Annotated in this window: 19 protein-coding genes; 9 read left to right on the plus strand and 10 right to left on the minus strand. The window is 73.1% G+C overall.

The genetic code is table 11. The features are described 5' to 3' along the window. The first annotated feature begins 103 nt into the window (after window positions 1-103). Together rfbB and rfbD are read left to right on the plus strand one after the other, a co-directional pair. The gene (gene rfbB / locus QMG39_RS01720; protein WP_281882099.1) at window positions 104-1,099 is read left to right on the plus strand and encodes a dTDP-glucose 4,6-dehydratase; all 996 of its coding nucleotides are present in this window, start codon (window positions 104-106) and stop codon (window positions 1,097-1,099) included. Window position 1,100: 1 nt separating this feature from the next. After that, window positions 1,101-1,952, plus strand: coding sequence for a dTDP-4-dehydrorhamnose reductase (gene rfbD, locus QMG39_RS01725; RefSeq protein ID WP_281882100.1), 852 nt, complete (start codon window positions 1,101-1,103; stop codon window positions 1,950-1,952). 10 nt (window positions 1,953-1,962) lie between these two features. On the opposite strand, the gene QMG39_RS01730 is transcribed toward rfbD, so the two are convergent. Together QMG39_RS01730 and QMG39_RS01735 are read right to left on the minus strand one after the other, a co-directional pair. Continuing rightward, on the minus strand, window positions 1,963-3,447 hold the full coding sequence (locus QMG39_RS01730) for a glycosyltransferase family 2 protein (protein WP_281882101.1): 1,485 nt from the start codon (window positions 3,445-3,447) through the stop codon (window positions 1,963-1,965). Then, on the minus strand, window positions 3,444-3,728 hold the full coding sequence (locus tag QMG39_RS01735) for a hypothetical protein (protein ID WP_281882102.1): 285 nt from the start codon (window positions 3,726-3,728) through the stop codon (window positions 3,444-3,446). The genes QMG39_RS01730 and QMG39_RS01735 overlap by 4 nt, the downstream gene beginning before the upstream one ends. Window positions 3,729-3,772: 44 nt before the next feature. Between QMG39_RS01735 and QMG39_RS01740 the strand changes: the two genes are divergently transcribed. Together QMG39_RS01740 and QMG39_RS01745 are read left to right on the plus strand one after the other, a co-directional pair. Then, on the plus strand, window positions 3,773-4,741 hold the full coding sequence (locus QMG39_RS01740) for a glycosyltransferase (RefSeq protein WP_281882103.1): 969 nt from the start codon (window positions 3,773-3,775) through the stop codon (window positions 4,739-4,741). Beyond that, window positions 4,738-5,856: a glycosyltransferase gene (locus tag QMG39_RS01745; protein WP_281882104.1), complete on the plus strand. Its 1,119-nt coding sequence runs from the start codon at window positions 4,738-4,740 to the stop codon at window positions 5,854-5,856. The genes QMG39_RS01740 and QMG39_RS01745 overlap by 4 nt, the downstream gene beginning before the upstream one ends. A gap of 23 nt (window positions 5,857-5,879) precedes the next feature. Here QMG39_RS01745 and QMG39_RS01750 read toward each other — a convergent pair whose 3' ends face one another. The 3 genes from QMG39_RS01750 to QMG39_RS01760 form a co-directional block, all read right to left on the minus strand. After that, complete coding sequence (locus QMG39_RS01750; RefSeq protein WP_281882105.1) at window positions 5,880-7,241, minus strand: LCP family protein; 1,362 nt, start codon at window positions 7,239-7,241, stop codon at window positions 5,880-5,882. Continuing rightward, window positions 7,238-7,705 carry a 5-(carboxyamino)imidazole ribonucleotide mutase gene (gene purE, locus QMG39_RS01755; protein ID WP_281887117.1) on the minus strand — a complete coding sequence of 156 codons (468 nt, stop codon included), beginning with the start codon at window positions 7,703-7,705 and terminating at the stop codon, window positions 7,238-7,240. Before purE ends, QMG39_RS01750 begins: the two co-directional genes overlap by 4 nt. 85 nt (window positions 7,706-7,790) lie before the next feature. Further along, entirely contained in the window at window positions 7,791-8,909 is a 1,119-nt protein-coding gene (locus QMG39_RS01760) for a 5-(carboxyamino)imidazole ribonucleotide synthase (protein WP_373878343.1), read from the minus strand. Between the two features lie 82 nt (window positions 8,910-8,991). Between QMG39_RS01760 and QMG39_RS01765 the strand changes: the two genes are divergently transcribed. From QMG39_RS01765 to QMG39_RS01775, 3 genes are all read left to right on the plus strand, one after another. Next, window positions 8,992-9,555: a GtrA family protein gene (locus QMG39_RS01765; protein ID WP_281882107.1), complete on the plus strand. Its 564-nt coding sequence runs from the start codon at window positions 8,992-8,994 to the stop codon at window positions 9,553-9,555. Between the two features lie 147 nt (window positions 9,556-9,702). Beyond that, window positions 9,703-11,202, plus strand: a complete 1,500-nt coding sequence (locus QMG39_RS01770; protein ID WP_281882108.1) for a hypothetical protein — start codon at window positions 9,703-9,705, stop codon at window positions 11,200-11,202. Window positions 11,203-11,242: 40 nt separating this feature from the next. After that, entirely contained in the window at window positions 11,243-13,330 is a 2,088-nt protein-coding gene (locus tag QMG39_RS01775) for an acyltransferase family protein (protein WP_281882109.1), read from the plus strand. 19 nt (window positions 13,331-13,349) lie between these two features. Here QMG39_RS01775 and QMG39_RS01780 read toward each other — a convergent pair whose 3' ends face one another. Continuing rightward, window positions 13,350-13,913, minus strand: a complete 564-nt coding sequence (locus QMG39_RS01780; protein ID WP_281882110.1) for a PH domain-containing protein — start codon at window positions 13,911-13,913, stop codon at window positions 13,350-13,352. A 7-nt stretch (window positions 13,914-13,920) separates the two neighbouring features. Then, window positions 13,921-14,784 carry a biotin--[acetyl-CoA-carboxylase] ligase gene (locus QMG39_RS01785; RefSeq protein WP_281882111.1) on the minus strand — a complete coding sequence of 288 codons (864 nt, stop codon included), beginning with the start codon at window positions 14,782-14,784 and terminating at the stop codon, window positions 13,921-13,923. Window positions 14,785-14,904: 120 nt separating this feature from the next. Here QMG39_RS01785 and QMG39_RS01790 point away from each other — a divergent pair, with 120 nt between their 5' ends. Next, on the plus strand, window positions 14,905-16,515 hold the full coding sequence (locus QMG39_RS01790) for an acyl-CoA carboxylase subunit beta (protein ID WP_373878287.1): 1,611 nt from the start codon (window positions 14,905-14,907) through the stop codon (window positions 16,513-16,515). Between the two features lie 17 nt (window positions 16,516-16,532). Next, entirely contained in the window at window positions 16,533-16,778 is a 246-nt protein-coding gene (locus QMG39_RS01795; RefSeq protein WP_281882113.1) for an acyl-CoA carboxylase epsilon subunit, read from the plus strand. Between the two features lie 345 nt (window positions 16,779-17,123). Here QMG39_RS01795 and QMG39_RS01800 read toward each other — a convergent pair whose 3' ends face one another. From QMG39_RS01800 to QMG39_RS01810, 3 genes are read right to left on the minus strand one after another with little or no spacing between them, the layout of a single operon-like run. Then, window positions 17,124-18,188 (minus strand): DUF8320 family protein, encoded by a 1,065-nt coding sequence (locus QMG39_RS01800; RefSeq protein WP_281882114.1) that lies wholly within the window; start codon window positions 18,186-18,188, stop codon window positions 17,124-17,126. Continuing rightward, on the minus strand, window positions 18,185-19,435 hold the full coding sequence (locus QMG39_RS01805; protein ID WP_281882115.1) for a sensor histidine kinase: 1,251 nt from the start codon (window positions 19,433-19,435) through the stop codon (window positions 18,185-18,187). Before QMG39_RS01805 ends, QMG39_RS01800 begins: the two co-directional genes overlap by 4 nt. Beyond that, on the minus strand, window positions 19,422-20,117 hold the full coding sequence (locus tag QMG39_RS01810; RefSeq protein WP_281882116.1) for a response regulator transcription factor: 696 nt from the start codon (window positions 20,115-20,117) through the stop codon (window positions 19,422-19,424). The genes QMG39_RS01805 and QMG39_RS01810 overlap by 14 nt, the downstream gene beginning before the upstream one ends. Between the last annotated feature and the right edge of the window lie 5 nt (window positions 20,118-20,122).

The following is a 20,122-nucleotide window of genomic DNA, read 5'->3' on the forward strand; positions in this document are numbered from 1 at the left end:
TTCCACATGCGCGCCGCCGACGGGGTGCCCCGGCGGTTCGGCACCGCACAGGACGGGACCGGTAGAATCGCACGGTCCGCGACAGAACGGTTTTCCCACGCACATGAAGATCCTCGTGACCGGCGGTGCCGGCTTCATCGGCTCCAACTTCGTCCACCACCTCATCGAGCACACCGACCACGACGTCACCGTGCTCGACGTCCTGACCTACGCGGGCAACCGCGCGTCGCTCGACGGCCTGCCCGAGGACCGCTTCCGGTTCGTCCGCGGCGACATCGTCGACGCGCAGCTCGTCGACCGCCTCTTCGCCGACCACGACGCGGTCGTGCACTACGCGGCGGAGAGCCACAACGACAACTCGCTCGAGGACCCGCGCCCGTTCCTCGACACGAACATCATCGGCACGTACACGCTGCTCGAGGCCGCGCGCCGCCACGGCACCCGCTACCACCACATCTCCACCGACGAGGTCTACGGCGACCTCGAACTCGACGACCCCGCGCGGTTCACCGAGCAGACGCCCTACAACCCCTCGAGCCCGTACTCGTCGACGAAGGCCGGCAGCGACCTGCTGGTGCGCGCGTGGGTGCGCTCGTTCGGCGTGCAGGCGACCATCTCGAACTGCTCGAACAACTACGGGCCGTACCAGCACGTCGAGAAGTTCATCCCGCGCCAGATCACCAACGTGCTCCGCGGCGAGCGCCCCAAGCTGTACGGCACGGGCGAGAACGTGCGCGACTGGATCCACGCCGACGACCACTCCTCGGCCGTGCTGGCGATCCTCGAGCGCGGCGAGATCGGCGAGACCTACCTCATCGGCGCCGACGGCGAGCGCAACAACAAGGACGTCGTGGAGCTCATCCTGACCCAGCTGGGCCAGCCGTCCGACGCGTACGACCACGTCAAGGACCGCCCGGGCCACGACATGCGATACGCGATCGATTCGACCAAGCTGCGCACCGAGCTCGGCTGGGCGCCGCGATACTCCGACTTCGAGGCCGGCCTCGCCGCGACCATCGACTGGTACCGCGAGAACGAGGCCTGGTGGGCGCCCCAGAAAGATGCCACTGAGGCCCGCTACACCGCCCAGGGGCAGTGACGTGAGCCGCTACCTCGTCACCGGTGCGACCGGGATGCTGGGGACCGACCTGCAGGCCGCGCTCGAGGGGCGCGAGGTGACCGCACTCGGGCGCGGGGACCTCGACATCACCGATGCGGATGCCGTGGCCGACGCCGTCGCCGGGCACGACGTGGTCGTCAACGCCGCCGCCTACACGAAGGTCGACGACGCGGAGTCCCACGAGGACGCCGCATACGCGGTGAACGCCACCGGGGCCGGGAACCTCGCCGCCGCCGCCGCGCTGCACGGCGCCCGGATCGTGCAGTACTCGACCGACTACGTCTTCGACGGCGCCGCGACGGTGCCCTACGCCGAGGACACCCCGCACGCCCCGATCTCCGCCTACGGGCGCACCAAGGCGGCCGGCGAGCGACTCGTGCTCGAGCGCGCCGGCGACGCGGCGTTCGTCATCCGCACGGCCTGGCTCTACGGCGCGCACGGCCCGAACTTCGCCAGGACCATGCTGAGGCTCGCGGAGTCCAAGGACACCTGGAGCGTCGTCGACGACCAGGTGGGCCAGCCGACCTGGACCGCGGACCTCGCGGCGAAGACGGTCGAGCTGCTCGACTCGGATGCACCGGGCGGCGTCTACCACGGCACCAACGGCGGCCGCACCTCGTGGTTCGGCTTCGCCCGTGCGGTGCTCGAGGAGTCGGGGCTCGACCCCGACCGGATCACCCCCACGGACAGCTCCGCGTTCGTGCGCCCGGCGCCGCGGCCCGCGTTCTCCGTGCTCGGCCACGACGGGTGGGCGCGGGCGGGGCTCGCACCCATGCGCCCGTGGCGGGACGCCCTCGCGGCGGCCGTGCGGTCGGGCGTCCTCTCCGACTGAGCCCGGCGCCTCAGAGCATTCGCGAGTACATCTCGACCTGCATCCGCCGCAGCCATCGCGACTGCAGCGTCTCGATGTCCGACGGCAGGATGCGCGGGTCGCGCGACTTGGACTCGAAGTGGTACAGCCGCGCCCACGGCGTGAACACCACCGACCGACCGGTCCCCCGGACCTTCATGTTCAGGTCGACGTCGTTGTAGTTGCCCGGCAGGGAGAGCGTGAACCCCCCGACCTCGGCGTAGACGTCGCTCGCGATCAGCGCGCAGGCGGCAGTGACGCCGGACACCTCGTGGTCGGTCGCGAGCGTGCCGAGCAGGTCGTCGCGCCCACCGGTCCAGCCGAACGCGGCGTGACCCGCGACGCCGCCGGTGTAGATCTGGCCGGCGTGCTGGATGGTGGAGTCCTCGAAGTAGAGCATCGCGCCGACCATGCCCACGCCGCGCTGCCGGGCGAGCCCGAGCATCGACTCGATCCAGTCGTCGGTCACCACCTCGACGTCGTCGTTCAGCAGGAGCAGGTACTCGCCGCTCGCCGCGGCGGCGCCCCGGTTCATCTTCGCGCTGAAGTTGAACGGCGCGTCCCAGAGCACGATGCGCAGGCGGTCCCCGCAGAGCTCGCGCAGCTCGGCGACGACGTCGTCGGGGGTCTCGCGATCGCAGACGACCACGAACTCCAGGTTGCGATAGGTCGAGCGGTCCACGATCCCGCGGATCGCCTCGACCACGAGCACGCGCTCCGCACCCGCCACGTGCGCCGACCCGCCACGGGTCGGGATGACGATGGAGACCAGCGGGTCGCCCTCGATGCGGTAGCGCAGCCGCCGCGTGAACGGGCGCACATGCTCCATCTCGGCGACGACACCGCAGCGGTCGAGGTGGTCCCGCACGACGCGGTCCTGCGCCTCGGCGCTCGAGGCGAAGTCGACGTCGGCAAGGTCCTCGCGCGCGAGCACCGCGGGGACGAGCGCGATGTCGAGCCCGGCCTCATCGGCCCGGAGCACCAGGTCGAGCACCTGTGCCCGGCGCGCCTCGGGACGGAACCCGCCGAGCCGCTCGAGCACGGACCTGCGGACCACCACGATCGGGCCGAGGTAGTCGTTGCTGCGCAGCCGGATCGGCGAGAAGCGCGGGCGCGTCAGCGGGCTCGAGTCCTTCGCGGCGACCGAGTCGCCGTACGCGACCTCGACCTCCGGGAAGCGGTCGAGGAAGCCCGTCACGCGATCGACCGTCTCCGGTTCCGCCCGGCCGCGTCGCACGAGCATGAGGAACTCGGCGCCGGACGCACGCCACTCTCGGTTCAGCACCTCGACGTCCGCCGGGATCACGCGCACCCCGTCCGCGCGGACGGGCGGGTCGTCCTCGGTGGACACCACGCGCACCGCGTGCGACGGGATGCCGGCCGCGATCACCGAGGCGACCATCTCGTCGACGTCCCCGTCGGCGTGTCCGGCCGCGTCGATCCACGCCTCGGTACGAGCAGCGGACGCGTCGCTCAACTCAGGAACCGCCGCTTCGCGTAGCGCAGCGCGCGCACCGGGAACATCACGGCCCTCCCGACCCGCCAGGTGGTCGACTCCTGCATGGCTGCGACGTTGCGCTCCAGCGCCATGGTCTCGGTCGGCGAGAGCAGCGGGGTGCGCTGCAGCTCGGCGACCTGGGCCTCCAGCCCGGCGATCCGGTCCACGAGCTCGAGACGCTCCTCGGCGGCCCGCTCGTCGGGACTCAACTCGACGCCGGCGGCGTCATCCGCCCAGCTCGGGCCAGCGGTTTCGTTCACGTGGTTCGCACCGATCCTCTCGACGACCGACCTAAACTAGCGTAGTGCCAGAGCCGAAGACGACCCGCGGCAGTCGGCCGACCGGGAGCCGCGCAGCGGTCGCCCCCCGCGTCGTGGCCGTCGTGCCCCTGTTCCGCCCCGACCACCGCGTCGTGGACAACATCGCCGCGCTCGCGGCGCAGGTCGACCGGGTCTACGCGGTGGACGACGGGTCGGGCCAGGCCGCGGACGCGGTCGTCGCCGAGCTCGCCGACGCCGGCATCCGCGTCGCCCGGCTCGAGCGCAACTCCGGCATCGCCGCCGCGCTCAACGCCGGGGTGCGCAGCGCGCTCGACGACGGCGCCGACTTCGTGGTGAACACCGATCAGGACACGCTCCTGCCCGACGGCTACGTCGCCGCCTGCATCGGCACGTTCGACCGCGCGAACGCGGTGACGCGGCTCGGCATCGTCTGCGCCGACGCGGTCAACGGCGCCCCGTCGATCCCGACCTGGCGCTCGCCCGAGGGGCTCGGGCTCGTGCCCGAGGCCATCCAGTCGGGGTTCGTGATCTCGCGCGAGTGCCTCGAGCGGTCGGGCCTGTTCGACGAGCGCCTCGTGATCGACTGCGTCGACACGGAGTTCTGCCTGCGGGTGCGCTCGCACGGATTCCGCATCGCGGTCGCCGACGGCACCGACATCGCGCACGAGCTCGGCGAGATGGTCCCGTACCGGCCGTTCGGCGTCAACCGCCGCAACCGCAACGGCACCTTCGAGTACCAGTACCACTCGCCGTTCCGCCAGTACTACATCACGCGGAACAACATCGACCTGATCTTCCGGTACTTCCGCTCGCACCGTCGGTGGACCCTCGCGGTCGTCAAGCGCCAGACCGGTCCCGGCATCGACGCCGTGCTGAGCGGCCCGCACCGGTTCCGGCACGCGGTCGCGATCGCGGCCGGCGGCCTGCACGGGTTCCTGCGCGTGCGCGGCCCGGTCCCCGCCCGCCTCGGCCGCTTCCTCCGGCGCGCATGAGCACGAGGCTGCAGCTCGTCGTCGATCCCATCGCGGCGGCGACGACCGGACCGCTGGTCCGCTACACGACCGACCTCGCGCGCGCCCTGGTCGCCACCGCTCCGCCGCGGTGCAGCGTGGAGGGCATCGTCTCCGCGGTGTCCGGTCGCGACCTCCGGCACGTGCGGACCACCGTTCCCGGACTGGACGAGCTCACGTCGACCACGCTGCAGCGGCGCGAGCTGGCGGCGGCGTGGCAGCTCGGCATCGGCGGCCCCGGCGGCATGCTGCACTCGCCGAACCTGCTCGCCCCGCTGAAGCGGCACGACCGCACGCTCGACGGCACCCAGGTCGTCGTGACGGTGCACGACGTGTTCGCCTGGACCGACCCCCAGCGCCTCGGCTCGGTGCAGGTGGCCTGGCAGCGGGCCGCGCTGCGACGCGCGAGCAAGCACGCGGATGCCGTCGTGGTGCCCTCGCACGCGCTCGCGGAGCGCCTCGCCGAGTTCGCCGACTTCGGCGACCGGGTGCGCGTGATCGGCGACGCGCCGAGGAGCGGCCTCGCCGTGCCGCCGGATCCCGCCCGGGTCCGCGCCGCGCACGGCCTGCACGAGGGCGCGTACGTCGTCGCGGCCGTCCCGCCCGGCGACGAGTCGGTCGCGCTCCTGCAGGCCGCGCTCGACCTCCCGGAGGCCCGCGGGATCGACCTCGTGGTCGTGGCCCCGGCGACCCCCGCCGCCGACGGCGAGGACGACGCCGCGGCCCCGGCCGCGGTGCGCACGCGGATCGTGGCCGAGCCCGGCCCGGCGGACCTGGCGGCGCTCCTCGCCGGCGCGATCGCGTTCGTCGACCTGCGCGCCGACGCGCAGGACGCGACCGCGGCCATCGAGGCGCTGAGCCTCGGCGTGCCCGTCGTCCACGCGGGCGCCCCGGTGCACCACGAGGCGACCGCCGACGCGAGCGTGCCGGTCGACGTCTCGACCCGGTCCGTCGCCGCGGCCGCCGACGCGATCGCCCGCTTGGGGTCGGATCCGGCCCTCCGCCAGTCGCTCGCCATCGCCGGCACCGATCGGGCCCGCATGTTCACCTGGCAGGACGTCGGCGAGCGCGTCTGGCAGCTGCACGCCGACCTCTAGCCGGCGCCGCGGCGCGGCATCCGTCAGCCCTCGCCCTCCTCGGGCTCGGGCGGGAACACCGCCTCGTCGACGAGCTGACGGATGTACTCGTAGTCGGGGTCCTCGGGCTCGATGCCGCTCGCCGGCACCATCTCGAGGTCGACGATCGGGAGCTCCTGGGTCTTGGTCGCGAGGTCGACGAAGTAGCCGAGCATGCTCTGCGGCACGTCGGTCTTCACGACCTGCGATCCGGCGGCCGCGACGTCCTGGAACTTCGTCAGCACGTTCGCCGGCGTGAACTGGCGGAGCACCGCCTCCTGGATCTGCCGCTGCCGGAGCATTCGGTCGTAGTCGCTCGTGCCGTGGCGGGACCGCGCGTACCAGAGCGCGTGGTTGCCGTCGAGGTGCTGCTCCCCCGCCGGGATCCACTCGAGGACGGTCGTGAACGTCTCGTCGGCGTGGATCGGGATGTCCTGCGGCACGTCGATGGTGACGCCGCCGAGCGCGTCGACGAGGTCGGAGAAGCCCTGCATGTCGATCAGCACGTAGTACTGGATCGGGAGCCCGGTGATGCCCTCCGCGACGTCGCGCATCGCCTCGATGCCGGGTTCGCTCCCCTCGGCGACCGCGTTCGGGTACATCTCCGGGCTCTTCAGCTCGACCTCGGTGTAGATCGAGTTGAGCTGGCAGACGTCGACGTCGCAGCCGTTCGCGCCGTACCCGTCGGGGTAGGCCGCCGCCATCGGCGAGCCCTCCGAGAACGGCGCGTACTGCAGGTCGCGCGGCAGGCCGATCGTGACGGCCTGGCCGGTCTCGGCGTCGACGCTCACGACCGAGATGCTGTCGGGGCGGAGGCCGTCGCGGTCGGGTCCGGCGTCGCCGCCCAGCAGCAGGAAGTTGTACTTGCCGTCGATCGGCGGCTCGGGCGGGCCGGCCACGAACACCGACGACAGGAACCCGCTCGCGCTCGTGGCGACGTACGCCCCGTACGCGGCGGTGCCGGAGAGCCCGACCATGACGGCGAGGCCGAGCACGGCGATCGCCGGGCGCGCGAGCGGCGCGGTCTTCACGAGCCGCACGAGGCGCAGCGTGTCGAGCGTCAGCACCACCCAGACGACCGCGTAGAACGCCAGCACCGCGGCGATCCCCCACAGGGCCAGCGAGTTGCTCGCGAGCGTGTAGACCACGGTCGGCCAGAGCCACCACGCGACGACGGCGACGACGGCGAGCGTCCAGAGCGCGAGCGTCGCGCCGAGCCCGAACCGGCCGAGCCGGCGGTTGCCCGCGAGCACCTGCGCGGAGCCCGGGACGAGCACGTTCAGGCCAACCAGCCACCAGCCGCGGCGCGTCATGAGCGGCCGCGACGACGGGTCCGGGAACCGGATCGGGCTGGCGGTGAGGCTCATCGCGCCTGCTTGAGGCGCTCGTTCTTCTCCTCGACCAGCGCGGCGAGCGCCGTCGCGTACGCGGCGAGTCGCTGCGTCAGCTCGGGGTCGGCGGTCGCGAGGATCTTCGCGGCGATCAGCCCGGCGTTCTTCGCGCCGCCGATGGAGACGGTCGCGACCGGCACGCCGGCCGGCATCTGCACGATCGACAGCAGCGAGTCGAGCCCGTCGAGCGTCGACAGCGGCACGGGGACGCCCACGACCGGGAGCGTGGTCACGCTCGCGAGCATGCCGGGGAGATGGGCGGCGCCGCCGGCGCCGGCGATGATGACGCGGATGCCCCTGTCGTACGCCTCCTTGCCGTAGGCGATCATCTTCTCCGGTGTGCGGTGCGCGGAGACGACCTCGACCTCGTGCGCGATCCCGAGCTCGTCGAGCACCTCGGACGCCGCCTGCATGACGCGCCAGTCGGAGTCGGACCCCATCACGACGCCCACGACGGGCGCGTTCGCTGCTTCTGCCACCCGTCGATCGTACGGGCAGAGCCGCCGAACCGGTGCGCGGCTCGCGTCAGTCGGCGAAGACCGCGGCGGCCGCGCGCGCCTGGTACACGACCTCGTCGAGGTCGTCGCCCGAGACGGTCACGTGCCCGATCTTGCGGCCCGGTCGAGGCGACTTGCCGTAGTTGTGCACCTTGGCGGTCGGGTGCGACGCGAGCATCTCCGGGTACCGGTCGACCATCTCGCCCTCGGCCGGGCCGCCGAGCACGTTGACCATGACCGACCACGGCTCGCGGCACCCGGTCGCGCCGAGCGGGAGGTCGAGCACGGCGCGCAGGTGCTGCTCGAACTGCCCGGTGGTCGCGCCGTCCATGCTCCAGTGCCCGCTGTTGTGCGGGCGCATCGCCAGCTCGTTGACGAGCACCCGGCCGTCGACGGTCTCGAACAGCTCGACCGCGAGCATGCCCGTGACCTCGAGCCCCTCGGCCACGCGCACGGCGATGTCCTCGGCGAGGTCGGCGACCCGGCCCGCCGAGTGCGGCGCCGGCGCGATCACCTCGGAGCAGATGCCGTCGACCTGCACGGTCTCCACGACGGGCCACGCCACGATCTCGCCGCTGGGCCGGCGGGCGACCTGCTGGGCGAGCTCGCGGCGGAAGTCGACGAGCTCCTCCACGAGCAGGGCCCCCGCGTTGCCGTCCTCCGCGAGCGTCGCGAACCACTCCGCGACCTCGGCGGCACGGCGCACGACGCGCACGCCCTTGCCGTCGTACCCGCCGCGGGCGGTCTTCACGACCGCGCTGCCGCCGTGCTCGGCGATGAAGTCGTCCAGCTCGGCGGCGGTCTCGACCCGGCCCCAGTCGGGCACCGGGAGCCCGAGCTCCGAGAGACGCTCGCGCATGACGAGCTTGTCCTGCGCGACCGCGAGCGCGCCGGGACCGGGGTGCACGGCCTCGCCCGCGTCGATGAGCGCGTGCAGCACCTCCTGGGGGACGTGCTCGTGGTCGAAGGTCACGACGTCGACGTCGCGCGCGAACGCCAGCACGGTGTCGCGGTCGCGGTAGTCGCCGACGGCCGTCGCGGCGAGCGCCGCGGACATGCCCTCCGCCTCCGCGAGCACCCGGATCTCCACGCCCAGCTCCACCGCCGCGGGGATCATCATCCGGGCCAGCTGGCCGCCACCGATCACTCCGACCCTCACGTCGCTCCCTCCGGTCCGTCGACAAGCACCCCAGTCTATCCGCGTGCCCACGCCGCCTAGGATGTCGCACATGCCCGCATCCGTCCGCTCCGCGCTCGCGCGCGCGTGGCACGGCGTGATCGCGTACGCGCTCAAGTTCGGCGTGGTGGGCCTGCTGGGGCTCGTCGTGGACGTCGGCGTGTTCAACCTGCTCCGCCTCGGCGTGCTCGGCGACGACGGCTGGGCGCAGTCCGCCCTCGGGGCGAAGACCATCTCCACGAGCATCGCGATCGTCTTCAACTGGCTCGGCAACCGCTACTGGACCTTCCGCAGGCACCGCCGCCGGAACTACCTGCGCGAGTTCGCCGAGTACCTGGCCGTCTCGCTCGGCGGCATGGCGATCGCGCTCATCTGCCTCTGGATCAGCCACCACGTGCTCGGCTACACCAGCCTGCTCGCCGACAACATCGCGTCGAACGTGATCGGCCTGGGGCTCGGCACGCTCTTCCGCTTCGCGCTGTACCGCTGGTGGGTCTTCGGCCACCACCGCTCCGACGGGCTCTCCGAGCTCGCGCGGGTCGAGGAGGCCGAGCGCGCGCTCTTCGAGGAGCCCGGCGCCGATCGCGGCGACGCGGAGCCCGCGCGCGGCCGCTGACGCCGAGTCCCCCGCCGCGCGTCCCGGCCGGCGAGATCGGTGGAGAGGCGCGGAAAGCGGACGCCGAGGTCGACTACGCTGTGCGCGTCGCACCGACTTGCGGCGAGCGCCACCACCGAAGCTTCAGCGGAACCTCGATGGGGTCACATGCGAGTCCGGAGCGAACGCCCACGCACCGCCCGATGGGCACGTGCGCTGCGCGGCGAGGCGGGCCCGACCGTCGTCGCGCTGGCGCTGCTGACGCTCGCCTTCGTCGCCACGGCGTCGTTCGGCGCGATCACCCTCCCCGCAACGGGCTCCCAGGACTCGTACGACCACCTCGACTACGTGCTCCAGGTCGCACGGGGCGGCCTCCCCGAGCCGGTGGGGCACGTGTTCGTCCCGGCCGGCTGGGACGTCGGCGTCGAACGGATCGTCGAACGGCGCCAGTTCGCGTCCGCGCACCCGCCCGGGTACTACTGGGTGTCCGGCCTGCTCGTCGGCGGGCTCCTCGAGGCCGGCGATGCGGACCGGGCGTCGTGGGAGCTCGCGGTCGCGCTGCTGCGCGGGCTGAACGTCGCGCTCGGCGTCGGCGGCCTGCTCTGGCTGGCCCACGCGGGGTGGCACCTCGGCGGGCGACTGCGGGCGTACGCCGCCGTCGCGCTCCCCGCGGGAGGGGCCTTCTCCTACGCCTACCTCCGGTTCGGCGCCGAGGTGTACGGCGACATGCTGCTGACGCTCGCGTCGATCGGTGCGGTCGTGCTCGCGGCGACCGTGCTCGTCCGCGGCCTGACGACGGGACGCCTGGTCGGGATCACGGTGGTCTGCGTGATCGGCATGCTGACGAAGTCCACCTTCGTGCTGCCGCTCGCGCTCGCCTGCGGCGCCGTCCTCATCGCCGGGATGGCGAGGCAGGAGGGCGGCCGGCTCGCGCGCGTCCTCCGCGCGACCGCGCTCCCGCTCCTGCCCGCGATCGCGGCGATCGCCGCCTCCGGGTGGTTCTACGCGAGGAACGTCGCGGCCAGCGGCACGTGGTACCGGTCGACGCCGAAGGAGCCGCTCGACGGCCGCCCGTACCGGACCGCCCTCGACGTCCTGACGGACCCGCAGTTCTACGCGATCGTGCCCTCCCGCCTCGTCGGCACGTGGGCGGACCAGGCACTGCCCGCCGGCGCCGCGTCCGCCGCGCTCTTCGCGGCGCTCGCGGTCGTCACGGCCCGGCTGCTGGCGACGCGGTTCCCGATGCCCGGGACGCCGTCGGCGACCGGGTGGTGGGCCACCGCCGTCATGCTCGTCGCCCTCCTCGCGGGAGGCTACGTGATGCAACTCAGCCACGCGACGGGGTACGGGGCGTACAACGCGCGCTACTTCCTGGTCGCGACGCCGGCGATCGCCGCGATCCTCGTCGTCGGGCTGATCGCGGTGCCGGTGCTGCGCACGGCCGCGATCCCGCTCGTCGCGGCCGCGCTCATCGCCGGGTCGTGCCTGTCGATGGGCGTGCACGCCACGAGCCTCGGCGGCACGGTCGGACCGGAGCTGCTCCTGCTGGTCGCCGCCGGCGCCGTCGCGGCGCTCGCGACCGCACTCCCGCTCGCATGGCTCGAGATCCGCCGCGGAGCGGTGCCGCACTCCACACCCGCGGCATCGCCCGGCGGCACGGGGCCGTAGACTCTACGGGCCCCGCCACCACCCGACGAAGACCCCACCCGTGACCAGTCCTCCCCCCGGCGCGCCCTCCGCGCCGCCGCGACCCGCGCGCGCCGAGAACCCCAACTGGGTCTCGGAGATCGACGGCCTCCGGGGCATCGCGCTCACCCTCGTCGTCGTGTTCCACCTCTTCGGCCAGGGTCGCGTCTCCGGCGGCGTCGACGTCTTCCTCTTCGTCTCCGGCTTCCTGCTCACCGCGTCGCTCGCGCGCGCCGCGGCCCGCGGGGAACGGATCGGGCCGGCCCGTCGGTACGGCCGGATGCTCCTGCGCCTCACGCCCGCGGCCCTGCTGGTCCTCGTCGCCACTGGTGGAATCGTGCTGCTCGTGCTCCCGGAGCACACCTGGATCCAGAACGGCACCGAGCTCGTGGCATCCGCCCTGTTCCTCGAGAACCAGGAGCTGATCCGCTCGCAGCTCGCGTACGGGGCGGCGGGGCCGGGGACCAGCCCGTTCCAGCACTTCTGGTCGCTGTCCATCCAGGGCCAGTACTTCCTCCTCTGGCCCCTCGCCGTCGCGCTCGTCGCGCTCCTCGTGCGCCCGCGGAGCGCCCGCCGCGCGCTTGCGCTCGTGACCGGCGCGCTCGCGCTCGCCTCGCTCGCCTGGGCGGTCTGGCTGAACGGCCGCGACGCGGACGTGGCGTACTTCGACAGCGCCGCCAGGTTCTGGGAGTTCGCGGCGGGCGGCCTCCTCGCGATCGCCTACCGCAGGCGACCCGCGCTCCGCGACGGGCTCCGGGTCGTCCTCGGATGGACCGGCCTCGCGCTCGTGCTCGCGTCCGGAATCCTGATCGACGGCGCAGCGAGCTATCCGGGCCTTCCCGCGCTGGTGCCGATCGGCGGCGCCGCGCTCGTCATCCTGGCGTCGGGCGGCCCGACGCGGCTCGGTGCCGACCGCGTGCTCGAGCTCCGGCCGGTACGATTCGTCGCGCGGATCTCGTATCCGCTCTACCTCTGGCACTGGCCGATCCTCATCGCGTACCTCGCGGTCCGCGAACGCGACGCGGTCGGTCCCGTCGGTGCGGCGGGGGTGCTGCTGCTCGCCGTCCTCCTCGCCGTCGCGACCCAGCGCCTGCTCGTGGAGCCGATCCTCGCCCGGCGCGCGGTGCTCGGCCCGCGCCGGTCGCTCCTGCTCCCGGTCGGCGCGGCGACGGTCGTCGTGCTCACCGCGTCGCTCGGGGTCGGCGCGCAGGCCGCGGAGCGCGACCGGGCGATCGCGGCGGCGGAGGCGTTGGCGTCGGGCCGCGCGGCCTGCCTCGGCGCGGCATCCCTCGACCCCGAGCTCGACCCGTGCGTGAACCCCGACCTCGAGGACGTGCTCGTGCCCGCGATCGCCGGGCTCCCGGCAGACGACGACAACCGGATCGACTGCTGGGCGCGCGACGACACGGCCGAGCTGAAGATCTGCACCGTGGGCGCGGACGAGCCCGGCCGACGGCTGCTCGCGATCGGCGACTCGCACAACAACACCCTCCTCGGCGTCTACGAGCGCATCGCGGAGACGTACGGCTGGTCGATCGACGTCGCCGGGCACTCGGGGTGCTACCTGACGACCGCGCCGCAGCGGAAGGCATCGGAGAAGGCGGCCGAGAACTGCGCCGGATGGGTCGATGCGGCAACGGCGCACATCGCAGCCACGGAGTACGACGCGATCATCGTCACGCAGTCGAGGCGGGCGCGGCTCGACGACGCCGTGCCCGAGGACCAGATCGGCGAGGTCCGGGTCGACGGCATGGTGGAGGCCTGGTCGCACCGGCTCGACCCGGCCACCCCCGTGATCGCGATCGAGGACAACCCGATCTTCGCGCGCCAGGTGATCGCGTGCGTCGAGGAGCACGGCCTCGGTGCCGACCGGGAGTGCGCCCTCCCGCGAGCCGAGGCGCTCCCCGACGCGGGCATTGCCGACGCCGCCGACGACGACCCGAACGCCCACGTGATCGACCTCACCGACTACATGTGCGGCCCCGACACGTGCTCCCCGGTCGTCGGGAACGTGATCCTCACCCGTGACGGGCGCCACCTGACGGCGACGTTCGCGCACACGCTCACGCCCTACCTCGGCCCGCGGCTCCGGGAGATCGTCGAGGGCTGACCGCCGGAGCGGTCGTACGTCAGCGCCCGCCCCAGGCGGCGGCGCCGTCGGGCGCGGCCGACTGCTCGAAGCGGCGGCGCTCGGCGACGAGCGTGTTCGTCTGCTCCTGCAGGTCGTGCAGCACGCGCTGCACGAGGTTCGGGTTCGGCACGTCGACCAGCACGACGGGCTTGTCGTGGCCGGTGTTGATGCGCACGTCGCCCGAACCGAACACCGACTGCAGCCAGTTGCGCCGCACGGTCACGTCGTAGCCGCGCGAGTGCAGGAGCTCCTGCCGGACGGCGACGAAGAGCCCTCCGCGGAGGATGAGCCGGCGGGTCGTGATCGTGTACCGCCGGGTGAGCCACGACAGGTACGGCAGCACCGTGAACACGAGCACCACGAGCGCGCCGAGGCCGACGAGCGCGAACTCCATCCACGTCTCGGGCAGGTTGCCCACGGCGAAGCCGGTCGCCGCGCAGACCGCGAGCAGCACCAGCACCGGCACGGTCAGCACGCGCGCGTGACGCCGCACCCGCGCGACCACGCGCTCGGGCGGGGGCTCCGCGGGAGCCCCGGACTGCATCGGGCCCGTCATCGACATACGCCCATTAATACCGCAGGTGGGTCACGTCGCCGGCCGCGACCGCGCGCTCGCGACCCTCGTCCGCCTCGTCCTGCACGATGAGGCGCCCCGCGTCGTCGAGCGACGCGGCGACGCCGACCAGCTCCTCGCCGCCGGGCAGCTCCACCCGCACCCGCGTGCCGAGCGTGCCGCAGAGCCCGGCGACCTCGTCGGCGAGGCCGCTGGCGCGGGCATCCGCACCCGCGTCGAGGAACGCGCGGTAGAGCGCGGTGAACCGGCCGAGGTAGTCGACCAGCACCGCGTCGGCGTCGACGGGCGCGTGGGTCACGAGCGAGAGCGAGGTCGACGTGAGCGTCGGCAGGTCGTGCTCGTCGAGGGAGACGTTGAGCCCCGAGCCCACGAGCACGGCGTGCTGGTCGGCGAGCAGCTCCGACAGGATGCCGCAGACCTTGTAGCCCGAGATCAGCACGTCGTTCGGCCACTTGAGCCAGACGTCGACGCCCCCGGTGCCGTCGCCGTCGATGACCGCCGGCTCCTCCGGCCCGGCGTCGGCGTCCGCCGCCGGCAGCACCGCGGCGCGCACGGCCCGGGTCATCGCCGCGCCCGCCAGCAGCGGCAGCCAGCCGAGCGCGTCCGGCGGCAGCTCGCCGCCGCCGGGCAGGCGCGGCCGCAGCAGGATCGAGATCGCGAGCGACTTGCCGCTCGGGGCGAGCCAGGTGCGCCCGAGCCGTCCGCGACCGCGGGTCTGGTCGTCGGTCACGACCACCGAGAGATCCGGCCAGTCGGATGCCTCGGAGCGCGCCCGCGCCGCCAGCTCGTCGTTCGTCGAGCCGGCCTCGTCGAGCGCGAGGAACCGCGGCACCGCGGCGCGTGAGAGCGGGAATTCCATGCGACCTCCTGACGCATACGGTAGCGTCCGGACGCGCCCGCGACAGGCGGATGCCACCAGCCGCACGCCCCGCTTTTGTGGGATTCCGTCAACGGTTTCGCCCGGAGGCTGGCCGGTAGAGTGAACCGCGTGACCGACGAGACCCCCGCCGCACCCGATCTCTCCACCACCGAGGGCAAGCTCGCCGACCTGAAGGAGCGCTTCCACGAGGCCGTGACGGCCGCGGGCGAGACCGCCCGGCAGAAGCAGCACGCCAAGGGCAAGATGACGGCGCGCGAGCGCATCGAGGAGCTCCTCGACCCGGGCTCGTTCGTCGAGCTCGACGAGTTCGTGCGCCACCGCACGCACGCCTTCGGCATGGACGCGAAGCGTCCCTACGGCGACGCCGTCGTGACCGGCACCGGCACCGTGCACGGCCGGCAGGTCGCGGTCTACTCGCAGGACTTCACGGTGTTCGGCGGCTCGCTCGGCGAGGTCGCCGGCGAGAAGATCATCAAGGTCATGGAGCTGGCCATCAAGACCGGCGTGCCCATCATCGGCATCCTCGACTCGGGCGGGGCGCGCATCCAGGAGGGCGTGGTCGCACTCGGCAAGTACGGCGAGATCTTCCGCCGCAACACCGCCGCGTCGGGCGTCATCCCCCAGATCTCGATCGTGATGGGCCCGGCCGCGGGCGGCGCGGTCTACTCCCCCGCGCTGACCGACTTCGTCGTGATGGTCGACAAGTCGAGCCACATGTTCGTCACCGGCCCCGACGTCATCAAGACGGTCACGGGCGAGGAGGTCGGCTTCGAGGAGCTCGGCGGCGCGCTCACCCACAACAAGGTCTCGGGCGTCGCCCACTACCTCGCGAGCGACGAGTCCGACGCGCTCGACTACGTGCGCACGCTCCTCGGCTACCTGCCCGACAACAACCAGTCGGAGGCGCCCGTCTACGACAGCGAGGCCGAGCTCGAGACCACCGACGGCGACCGCCGCCTCAACACGCTCATCCCCGACTCGCCCAACCAGCCGTACGACATGCACGACGTCATCGCCGGCATCGTCGACGACGGCGAGTTCCTCGAGGTGCAGCCGCTGTTCGCGCCCAACATCCTGATCGGCTTCGCCCGCATCGAGGGCCGCTCGGTGGGCATCATCGCGAATCAGCCGAGCGCGATGGCCGGCACGCTGAACATCGAGGCGGGCGAGAAGGCCAGCCGCTTCGTGCGCTTCTGCGACGCGTTCTCGATCCCGATCCTCACCCTGGTCGACGTGCCCGGGTACCTTCCCGGCACCGACCAGGAGTGGACCGGCGTCATCCGCCGCGGCGCGAAGCTGCTCTACGCCTACGCCGAGGCGACCGTGCCCCTGGTCACGGTCATCACGCGCAAGGCCTACGGCGGCGCGTACATCGTCATGGGCTCCAAGCAGCTCGGCGCCGACCTGAACTTCGCCTGGCCGACCGCCGAGATCGCCGTCATGGGCGGCCAGGGCGCCGTGAACATCCTCTACCGCGGCGAGATCAAGCGCGCCGAGGAGGCCGGCGAGGACGTCGCCGCGGTGCGCACCAAGCTCGCGAACGAGTACACCTACAACGTGGCCTCGCCGTTCCTCGCGGCGGAGCGCGGCGAGCTCGACGGCGTCATCGAGCCGGCGGCGACCCGCGTCACCGTCACCAAGGCGCTGCGCGCGCTGCGCACGAAGCGCGCGAGCCTGCCGCCCAAGAAGCACGGCAACATCCCGCTGTAGGCCGGAGGACCTCGAACATGGCCCAGATCACCCCGCCGCCGGACCAGGAGTTCGACGCGGCAGACGTGCGCATCACGACGCCCGGCATCCCCGCCGAGGAGGCCGCCGCGGCGGCCGCGGTCGTCGCCGCGGCGATCCGCGCCGAGCAGGCCGAGCGCCACGCGCTCCCCGTCGCGGTGCGCGACCTGTGGTCGCATCCCCGGCGCCGGCTGCGCGAGCCCGTCATCGCCGAGCCCGGCGGATGGCGCGCGTTCCGCGGCTGAATCGGGGGCGGATGCCGGTTCCGGACCGGTCGCGGATCGGTGACGATCGGCGTGTCGGCACCCGGTCCCCCTCGGTGTCCCCCTAAATGCTGACTTTCGGCACCGGGCTTCTGCCCTCAGGATGAATATCGACAGGTGATTCCCATCGAGGAACACCGCCACCCATTCGCCGACCAGGGTATCGAGGCGAATGTCAGGGGGCGAGTCCGGGAGATATTCGGGTTGTCTCCCCGACTCGGATTCGGATAGGGGGTCGGCTGGGGGCCGGCCCCCTTCCTACTGCCCGCGAGTCCTCCCGCCCGCGAGGGCATGGACGGCCCGTGCGGTCACGGCGCCGCGCCGCGACTACGCCCCGGGCGTATCGCCGCCGGGCGTCGCGATGCCGGCCGTGCTCGCGCGCACGGGCGCCTCGCGCGGGATCTCCAGCCAGAACTCGACCTCGTCGTCGTCCTCCTCGTCGCCGGCCTCGCCCGACGCGGCGAGCAGGCCGACCACGGTCACGGCGGTCGGCCCGCCCGCCGCCGCCGTGCGCGCGACGATGCGATCCGCCCTGCTCGACGCGATCGCGTCGGCGAGCTGCGAGAGCACCGACGCGCGCGACTCGTCGGACATCTCGTCGATGCCGCCCTCGTCGAGCAGGGAGACGATCGCGCCGCGCTCCCGCGCCTCGCGGACGCGCTCGCGCACGTCGTCGTCGAGCAGCATCCGGCCGCGGATCTCGTCGCGGATCGCCGCCTCCAGCATCCGGCACTCGCGTCGCTGGGCGTCGCTCAGGTCACCACCGCGCTCGATGATGCGGCGCAGCATCGGCGCGGCGATCCTGCTCGTCTGGGCGATGCGCAGCCGGCCCTCGAACAGGTGCGCGTCCTGGGCCGCCTGCCAGTCCGCGGCCTCGCGCTCGGCGCGGGCGAACGCCCGGGTGTCGCGCGCGGCCTTCGCCAGCGCCGAGGTGAGCATGTGCGTGATCGCGACCCAGACGATGCTCCCGATCACGCCGAGCGTGCCGAGCGCCATCGGCCCGGCCCAGACCACCGTCTGCACCGCGAGGACGACGACCCCCGCCCACGCGGCGACGAGGTGCGCCCGTGCCGCAACGATCGTCATCAGCGTGCCGACGGCCGCGACGTACCAGGTGGCGTACCCGCTCGGTTCCGCGGGGTCGAGCTGGCTCGTCACGAGCAGCGGCAGCGCGACCGCCACCGCGAGGTCGAACACGGCCATCCACAGCGGCATCCGCATGTCCTTGGCCGGCCAGAGGCTCATCGTGGTCGCGAAGGCGTACAGGGCGAGCGCGACGAGCGTGGGCACCGGCGACGCCGGCACGTCGAGCGAGGTGATGCCGAGCACGACGTGGTACGCCGAGAACAGGGCGCCGAGGGCCACCAGCAGCCACCGCGGGACGGCGATCACGACGCCGTCTCCGTCTCGTCGAGCTCGGCGGGCCAGCAGATCAGCACGCGCGTGCCCTCGCCCGGCCAGCTCGCCACGCGAGCGGAGCCGCCCGCGCTGGCCATGCGCTCCTCGATCGACATGCGGATCCCGAGCCGGCCCGACGGCACGAGGCTGCGCTCGAAGCCCACGCCGTCGTCCTCGATCTCGACGACGACGCCGTCGCGGCCGACGCCGCGCACCCGGAGCGACCGGCGGATCGGCCGCTCCTCGTCGCCGTCGCCGTGCTGGATGCTGTTGACCATGCCCTGCACGGCCGCCGAGTAGATCGCCTCGACCGCCTCGACCGGCAGGTGCACGCCGCTCGCGTGCACCTGCCGGATCTGGAAGGGGGTCGCGAAGGTCGACAGCGCCGAGCGCAGGCGCCGCACCAGCACCGTCAGCTCGACGCGCTCGACCGCGCTGGGCACGCCGGGAGCGCCGGCCTCGGCGAGGCGCGCGACCGCGTCGCGCGCCATCCGCGCGGCACGTGCCCGCTCCTGGCCGTCCTCGGCTGCAGCGGCGGTCAGCATGGTCGTCAGCACGCTGTCGTGCACGAGGGCGTCGATGCGCACGCGCTCGACCTCGTTCGCGTGCTGGCGCACGGCGATGTCGTAGCGGCGCAGCGCCGCCTCCTGGGCCGAGTCGACCGAGCCCGAGGCCTGCCTGAGCATCGTGATGATGATGAGCACGACGAGCCCGAGGATGATCGAGTAGGTCGCGTCGAGCGTGGCGATGACCACCCCGGCGTCGCCGCCCGGCGGGCCCTGCCGCACCACGCCGTACGCGATCGGGACCAGCACGGTGTACGCGACCGCGCCCCAGAGCGGCAGCGCGATGCACGCCGCGGTCGTCGCGACGGTGCAGAGGTAGTAGATCCACGGGACCTCGCCGGAGAGCGCGGCGGGATCGGCGACGAGCGCGGGCCAGGCGAGCACGGATGCCGCGTAGGCGATCGCGAACAGCAGGCTCACCCGGTGCATCGCGATCTTGGTGATGCTCGCGATCGCGAGGGAGGCGATGCCGCCGTAGAGCCCGGCCATGAGCACCGTGCCCGCGCCCACGTACAGCGCCGGGTTCTGCGCAAGCGCGATCGGGGCGGTCTGCGCGGCGAACACCAGGCCGAACAGGCCGACCGCCCGTGCGGAAACGGTCTCGATCTGCGCACGGGTGACGGCCGTGCGCTGTCGCGGGCTGAGTCGCGCGAGGGGCGACTCAGCCGCGGCCATCTCCGCCCTCGGGATCGAGACCGGGGAGGATGCCGTCCTCCACCGCGCGACGCAGCAGGTCGACCTTGGTCGGCGCCGGGCGCCCCACCTCGACGTACTTCGCGCGGATGCGGTCGAGGTACTCACGCGCCGTGGAGTGCGCGATGCCGAGCTGCAGCGCCACCATCTTCAGCGGCAGGCCCGAGGCGTACAGGTGCAGCACGTCGCGCTCGCGGCGGCCGAGCTGCGCCTTGGCGAACTCGGAGTCGGCCTCGATCGCGCTCGCCCACTCGAGGTTGTTCAGCACGTCGCCGCGCGCGACGACGGCGATCGACCTGATCACGGTCTCCATGGGCGACGACTTCGGGATGACCCCCGCCGCCCCGGCCGCGAGCGACTCGCGCACGCTCGCGACGCGGTCGGCGATCGAGTGCACGAGCACGGCGGCCCCGGTCGCGCGGATGGCGAGCACGTTGTCGGTCACCGCGGTGCCGTCGCCGAGCGACAGGTCGAGGACGACCACGTCGCACGCCTCGCCGCCGAGCCGGTCGACGAGCTGGGGCACCGTCGCCGCGGTCGCGACCACGTCGTACCCCGCGTCGGCGCAGGCCCCGCGCAGCCCGAGCCGCACCGCCTCGTGGTCGTCGACGATCGCCACGCGCGGCGGTCCCGCCACGTCCGTTCCCGCTTCGCCTGCCTCCACGCCCA

This window comes from Agromyces rhizosphaerae, from assembly GCF_027925245.1.
Classification (GTDB): Bacteria; Actinomycetota; Actinomycetes; order Actinomycetales; family Microbacteriaceae; genus Agromyces; species Agromyces rhizosphaerae.

What these genes read in the sequence shown, in the direction of transcription:
- QMG39_RS01795 (WP_281882113.1), top strand. Translation starts at nt 16,533, where the DNA reads ATGGCCCAGATCACCCCGCCGCCGGACCAGGAGTTCGACGCGGCAGAC.
- QMG39_RS01770 (WP_281882108.1), top strand. Translation starts at nt 9,703, where the DNA reads ATGCGAGTCCGGAGCGAACGCCCACGCACCGCCCGATGGGCACGTGCG.
- QMG39_RS01745 (WP_281882104.1), top strand. Translation starts at nt 4,738, where the DNA reads ATGAGCACGAGGCTGCAGCTCGTCGTCGATCCCATCGCGGCGGCGACG.
- QMG39_RS01780 (WP_281882110.1), bottom strand. Translation starts at nt 13,913, where the DNA reads ATGTCGATGACGGGCCCGATGCAGTCCGGGGCTCCCGCGGAGCCCCCG.
- purE (WP_281887117.1), bottom strand. Translation starts at nt 7,705, where the DNA reads ATGGGGTCCGACTCCGACTGGCGCGTCATGCAGGCGGCGTCCGAGGTG.
- QMG39_RS01750 (WP_281882105.1), bottom strand. Translation starts at nt 7,241, where the DNA reads ATGAGCCTCACCGCCAGCCCGATCCGGTTCCCGGACCCGTCGTCGCGG.
- rfbB (WP_281882099.1), top strand. Translation starts at nt 104, where the DNA reads ATGAAGATCCTCGTGACCGGCGGTGCCGGCTTCATCGGCTCCAACTTC.
- QMG39_RS01805 (WP_281882115.1), bottom strand. Translation starts at nt 19,435, where the DNA reads ATGGCCGCGGCTGAGTCGCCCCTCGCGCGACTCAGCCCGCGACAGCGC.
- QMG39_RS01785 (WP_281882111.1), bottom strand. Translation starts at nt 14,784, where the DNA reads ATGGAATTCCCGCTCTCACGCGCCGCGGTGCCGCGGTTCCTCGCGCTC.
- QMG39_RS01765 (WP_281882107.1), top strand. Translation starts at nt 8,992, where the DNA reads ATGCCCGCATCCGTCCGCTCCGCGCTCGCGCGCGCGTGGCACGGCGTG.